The sequence below is a fragment of the Parendozoicomonas callyspongiae genome (assembly GCF_023502345.1).
Lineage (GTDB): Bacteria > Pseudomonadota > Gammaproteobacteria > Pseudomonadales > Endozoicomonadaceae > Sansalvadorimonas > Sansalvadorimonas callyspongiae.
The window spans coordinates 1-4,950 of sequence record NZ_JAMFLX010000058.1; the positions used below are offsets into that span (position 1 = coordinate 1).

General features: G+C 45.1%; 7 protein-coding genes. 5 read left to right on the top strand and 2 right to left on the bottom strand.

What is annotated here, in order from left to right; genetic code table 11:
• Positions 1-203 (top strand): hypothetical protein (locus M3P05_RS20015; RefSeq protein ID WP_249701899.1); only part of this gene is annotated, 203 nt, incomplete at its 5' end.
• On the top strand, positions 200-775 hold the full coding sequence (locus M3P05_RS20020; protein WP_249701900.1) for an imm11 family protein: 576 nt from the start codon (positions 200-202) through the stop codon (positions 773-775). The genes M3P05_RS20015 and M3P05_RS20020, both read left to right, overlap by 4 nt.
• Before the next feature lie 15 nt (positions 776-790).
• Here the strand turns inward: M3P05_RS20020 and M3P05_RS20025 are convergent, their stop codons facing one another.
• A complete protein-coding gene (locus tag M3P05_RS20025; RefSeq protein ID WP_249701901.1) occupies positions 791-2,809 on the bottom strand; it encodes a DNA phosphorothioation-associated putative methyltransferase in 2,019 nt (672 codons plus the stop codon).
• Complete coding sequence (locus M3P05_RS20030; RefSeq protein ID WP_249701903.1) at positions 2,799-3,377, bottom strand: hypothetical protein; 579 nt, start codon at positions 3,375-3,377, stop codon at positions 2,799-2,801. The genes M3P05_RS20025 and M3P05_RS20030 overlap by 11 nt, the downstream gene beginning before the upstream one ends.
• Before the next feature lie 75 nt (positions 3,378-3,452).
• Here M3P05_RS20030 and M3P05_RS20035 point away from each other — a divergent pair, with 75 nt between their 5' ends.
• The 3 genes from M3P05_RS20035 to M3P05_RS20045 form a co-directional block, all read left to right on the top strand.
• A complete protein-coding gene (locus M3P05_RS20035) occupies positions 3,453-4,229 on the top strand; it encodes a restriction endonuclease (protein ID WP_249701904.1) in 777 nt (258 codons plus the stop codon).
• 229 nt (positions 4,230-4,458) lie between these two features.
• Positions 4,459-4,650 carry a hypothetical protein gene (locus tag M3P05_RS20040; protein WP_249701905.1) on the top strand — a complete coding sequence of 64 codons (192 nt, stop codon included), beginning with the start codon at positions 4,459-4,461 and terminating at the stop codon, positions 4,648-4,650.
• 25 nt (positions 4,651-4,675) lie between these two features.
• Positions 4,676-4,950, top strand: a 275-nt coding sequence (locus M3P05_RS20045; protein WP_249701906.1) for a hypothetical protein, incomplete at its 3' end; no start/stop codon positions are given.

Genomic DNA, 4,950 nt, shown 5'->3' on the forward strand with positions numbered 1-4,950 from the left:
AGCACTGGAGTATACCGGATGCCAATTCTCATCTTGAGATTCATACCCATAATTATGAGGGGTGGGTATTTCGACGACTCCTGGCAGTAGATGATCGAGATGAAGCTATTCGAGCTTTGAATTTAATAGGAAAATTACTTCAGGATGGTAATCAACCACCGGAAGTTACTATGCCACCTGATGATAGCTGGAGTGGAGTATGACGATTTACAGCATCAAAAACGACGGATATGAATATCAGGAGCTGTGCCTGCCAATTACTGCCTTAATGGACGCTGCACCTGACTCTGTCCCTTCTCGTGATGTGATGAAGTTTCATGCTCGTAATCTGGCCATGAGAAGCTGGTGGAAACCTTTGAATGTTAACTTTGCACCGGTTCAGGATAAACCAGATGCTCCACTTCCCGATGTTTGTGTCTGGAGAGGATCTACCCTTGTTCTCTCTGAAAAGGCTTACCAAGTATTAAGTTCGATCCTGGAACCTTTTGGTGAACTTCTGCCTGTAACTCAAAATTCAGAAAATTATTACCTTTTTAATTGTCTTACTCTTGGTTTGGCAGATGAGCTGAACAGCGAGCAAGATATTCAGTCAGGTGTATATATGGGAGTCAAGCGCCTGGCATTTAATACAGTTGATGTTGAGGGTAAATCTGTTTTCAAAACGAAATTTAACCGGTGCATGTCTCTCTTCTGTGACGATGCTTTGCCGACACTGGTTGAGGAGCATCACCTGAAGGGGCTCATATTCAGTACAGATCTGGCTTCTGAATTTTAAGTGCTGACCAGCTTTTTAAGCTTGGTAAAATCGGTAGCCCTTGATCTGCAGCTTGTAACTATTTCTTAAAATAGCCTCGAAATCATCGGGGCTTAACCCATAACCCACCATTCCAGGTAATTCTAGTTCTGCTAAACGTTTATCAAAGCTGCATTGCTTGTTGTAGTCTGGAAAAGACTCATCAATCTGTTGGGATTTCCAGTACAACGGTTGTGGTTCAGAATCGCCATATCCATAGTCGGAAAAGTTCACTTGCCTTGTTCTCATGTTTATTTTGATGCGTTCTCTCAACACAGGGATTGGCTGTGTTTCAAACCCTTCGTATATCATCATTGTAAGCTTGCCGGAACGGATATGGATTTTGACAAGATCAACTCCATCCGTATCGGAGAATAACTGGGATGCACAACCTACATATACCCGCAAGGCCGGGGGTAAATCATTGATGAACTTGCTATGCAAAACTAGTGAATGGCTGTCATTAAATATCGATGCAGGGAGTTCTTTGTGCGCTTGTTCACAAGTGTTATGGATGAGTTCAGGTTCGGCCAGCGAAAATAGCAGTTCTTTGGCTTCTGACAGAGCTGTTTTGTAATCACCAAAGAATGCCTTTATATCTCGCTTCAACTGCTCGGGCATGTGTTTGTATACCCGTTTTTTATTGAAGAGTTGTAAGGCGAAATAGACCAATAGGTCTTCACGCCTTTCTTGCTCCGCATGTTCCAGCTCGCTGGTATCAAACTCATCTCGCAAAAGGTTGAAGGTTTTATGGGGTGATCCGATCACCTTCTGGAGAGTATGACTATCCTCAAACTCATCAAGAGCAGGTATACGACCCAGCTCAAGAGCTCGTTTCCAGAAACATTCAAACAGTTCACGGTTATCGGTAAGAAGCTGTTGTTTTTTGGGGATACGTACAGATTTATGGACAAGTTGTTTCCAGCGCGTTCTCCTTCGCTGCTTGTTCGCCAGGTACAACTGTTCTTCATCCTTGTCTTTAAAGATGTAGAAGATGCCAGGCGAAATTGGAATCGGTTCTTCGTCCAGAATTTGCTCCAGAAATATCTGTAACTCTGCCTGGGAGTAATATTTCTGGAATGTATTCCGGCTGGTTAGTACACCATCTTTAAATGGTTTGAACTTACTGATGTGCCTTTCGCTGGCGATCATAGCGGAGACAACCAGCAGTTTCCGGGTAAGTTCCCATGCACCCTGAACAGCTTCTACACGCTCTTGTAAGTTTTCGATAACATTGATGACATAGCCAAGATTTACCAGATCACCTTCAACCTTAACGCCATCAGGCCGCCAGTTTGGGTCCCACCCACTGGCTATAAGACCGTGGGCTGATAACTCAGTGATGTCATCACCATGGCCACACCCGTAATCAAACAGTGAATACTGTCCTTCAAGATATCCATTCTGGGCCAGTGTTTTTAAAGGGCTGGAGAGAGTGTCTCTGCTCAGGGCTGTCTTATGTCGGTCTACCTTGTGGTTGCTACTATCTTCACAAAAACTTGCCTGCCGAAATAACCGGCCATCCAACAATTCATAACCTTTATCCTGAATGAGAATTTCCCAACTCTGTTTGAAGCCTATGATTCGAGTGTTATCGTAAAGTCCCGCCTGCTCACCTTCTCTTGTTATCTCACAAAAGTCTTCATAAGCTGGGTCTGAAGCAAGAATCATATTTTCTTTGCGGTGCAATATTGGTGGATTTGCAGAACAAGAGAAATCTGTGGTTTTTGCCTTGTTGTTCCGTAGATCTATGCCTGTGCTGCCATGAAGAGCAGGGTAGGCTTCATCATAGAAAGTGGGATAATTCAAAAGCGTGACTTTGAAGACGTCCTTGTGAAGCCTTGCAATATTCCAGTCTTCATCCTCTAACCCTGCACTACTTGCCTGGTCATTTATAAAATTAGCTAGGGTAGGGGATTCCTGCTCTAGAGCATTCCGGTGAACATAAACGGCTTTCGGTAAAATCTTACCGACAGATAGCTGTTTTACCACTGCAAGCCACTGCTCATGATTCATCGGAATACAACTCCAGAAACGTCTCGGCTTTCATAGTGGCAGGTATATATCCTCGTCCTGCAGCTTTCGGCTTCATAACTGTAACCTGCCGGGTTCTTCCTTCACTGTTATAACTGACGTGTAATGGTTTGTCGGCACAATAAAAGTACAGCCGGTCAAAAGGAAGTTTTTCAATAATCCACCGGGTAACAGCCAGGGTTGATGTACCTGGAACAATAAAGTCACATGCTGCACCACCCCTTTCGCATATCTGTTGCCCCTGATTATTCACCTCATGGCAACAGTGCTGGTCAAGCTTAGGAAATATGGCAGGGAATATTCCGCGCTCCCGAGACATTCTATTTCGTGCTCTGATCAGCTCAAGGGAGCAAAATCCGTAGGTCAGTTCGATACGGCCAAACTGGAGCATTACTGGATCGAGAATGTTGCAGGCTAAGTCTGCAAGGGCCTCCCAACTGGCAGAACTCTTGGGGGTGTTAGCAACACCTGACCATTGCTGAGCCTCACCACACGAGATTAAGTCGCGAAAGCGTAAGAACTCTCCACATTTATGTTCAAGCTTAGGCATTTTCGGTAGTTCCCCCCTACATTGATCTGCTACTCAGCCGACCAGAACAGTATTGAAATAGTAACGGTTTCCGGGATGTCAAAAAAATATCCATTTCTCAATAGAGTGGCCAGCCTGCCTAGGTGGGTTAGTGTTGTTGCTGCAGTGGCTGTGTACATGTTCTTTCGTAATGTCCTGCCTCTGGTTGAGTTTCACAACCCGGTCTTCAAAGGTTTTGCTCTCTCGCTTTCACTTTTAGCGGTTCCACTGGCGTGCCTGTTTCTATTGGCTGCACTGGTATCTGTTGTCAGGGGCTGGAAAAGAAAACAGCTATTTATCGATCAGAAAAATATTAATGATGTTCGCAGGCTGAGCTGGCAGGAGTTTGAGCAGTATATTGGTGAGTTCTACAGAAACCAGGGTTACCAGGTTGAGGAAAAGGGGCAGGGCGGATCTGATGGGGGTATTGATCTAATCGCTAAGAAGGAGGGCAACACTCTCTTGGTACAGTGCAAACACTGGCAATCCAGAAAAGTTGGAGTTTCTGTTGTCAGAGAACTGTTTGGCGTTGTAACAGCAGAGAAGGCAGCAGGAGGGGTATTGATCACAACCGGTTCATTTACCCAGGATGCTCAACAGTTTGCTCATAGACAGAACATCCGGCTAATTGATGGTGAAGCCCTTTCTGAAATGATTCCCATTGATGAGGTGGTTCCACGAGCGTCGTCAAAAGAGGCCAAGGGGCCTGTGCCTCAATGTCCAAAGTGCCGCAGCATAATGGTTAATCGTACTGCCAAAAAGGGGAGTCATAGAGGTGAGGACTTTTGGGGCTGTAGCCGTTACCCTGCCTGTAGGGGAACTCTGGAAAAGTAGCGTATATCTCGCCAACATAGATCTAAACTTGCCTTTCTTCTGGGTTGTCTGGAATAGCCTGATATCTCTTGTTTCAGCCGCTTTGAAAGATAGATGTGGCCTGCCAAACCCACCTGTCAATCAACTTATACACAATTGATTATTAATGGAGATATAACTTGATAAGTAGCCTGAACAGAGCCTGAATGAAGTTGTAACAAATCAATTGTCATATGTTCTGGGGCCTTTAATGAATAGAACCGATCCCCAAGATGCTCTTAAGGAGAGAAGAGTCAAGCTTGATCAGCTGATTCAGTTGATCAGGAAACAGGCTGACCTGCATATCGATCCTGCCGATGGGCAATGTCATTGGGGGCATGTTGGCGATCTGGATCATATGATCGAGCACCTCGAATACGCACTTGGGATTGAGCGTACATAACCCAACCGAAGTAAAGGTAAACGTGATGAAAATGAAAGCACTAACCCAAACCCAGGAGAAGGTTCTGAAACTTGGCCACGACAAGGGCAACTTCACTGCTCAGGATTTACCAATTAATGGTGGTGCTCGAAAAATGGTAATTGACAGCTTGCTGAATAGGAAATTAATTAAGCCAATCAATCGTAATGGTCGCTGGTTTGATTACGCCCTAACTCCCGCAGGACGACAGGCCGTTGGGGTAGAAGCGTTTGCCCTCCCTGAAAAGACCGGCAAGGCCAAAAATGAAACACGTTCTGGCAG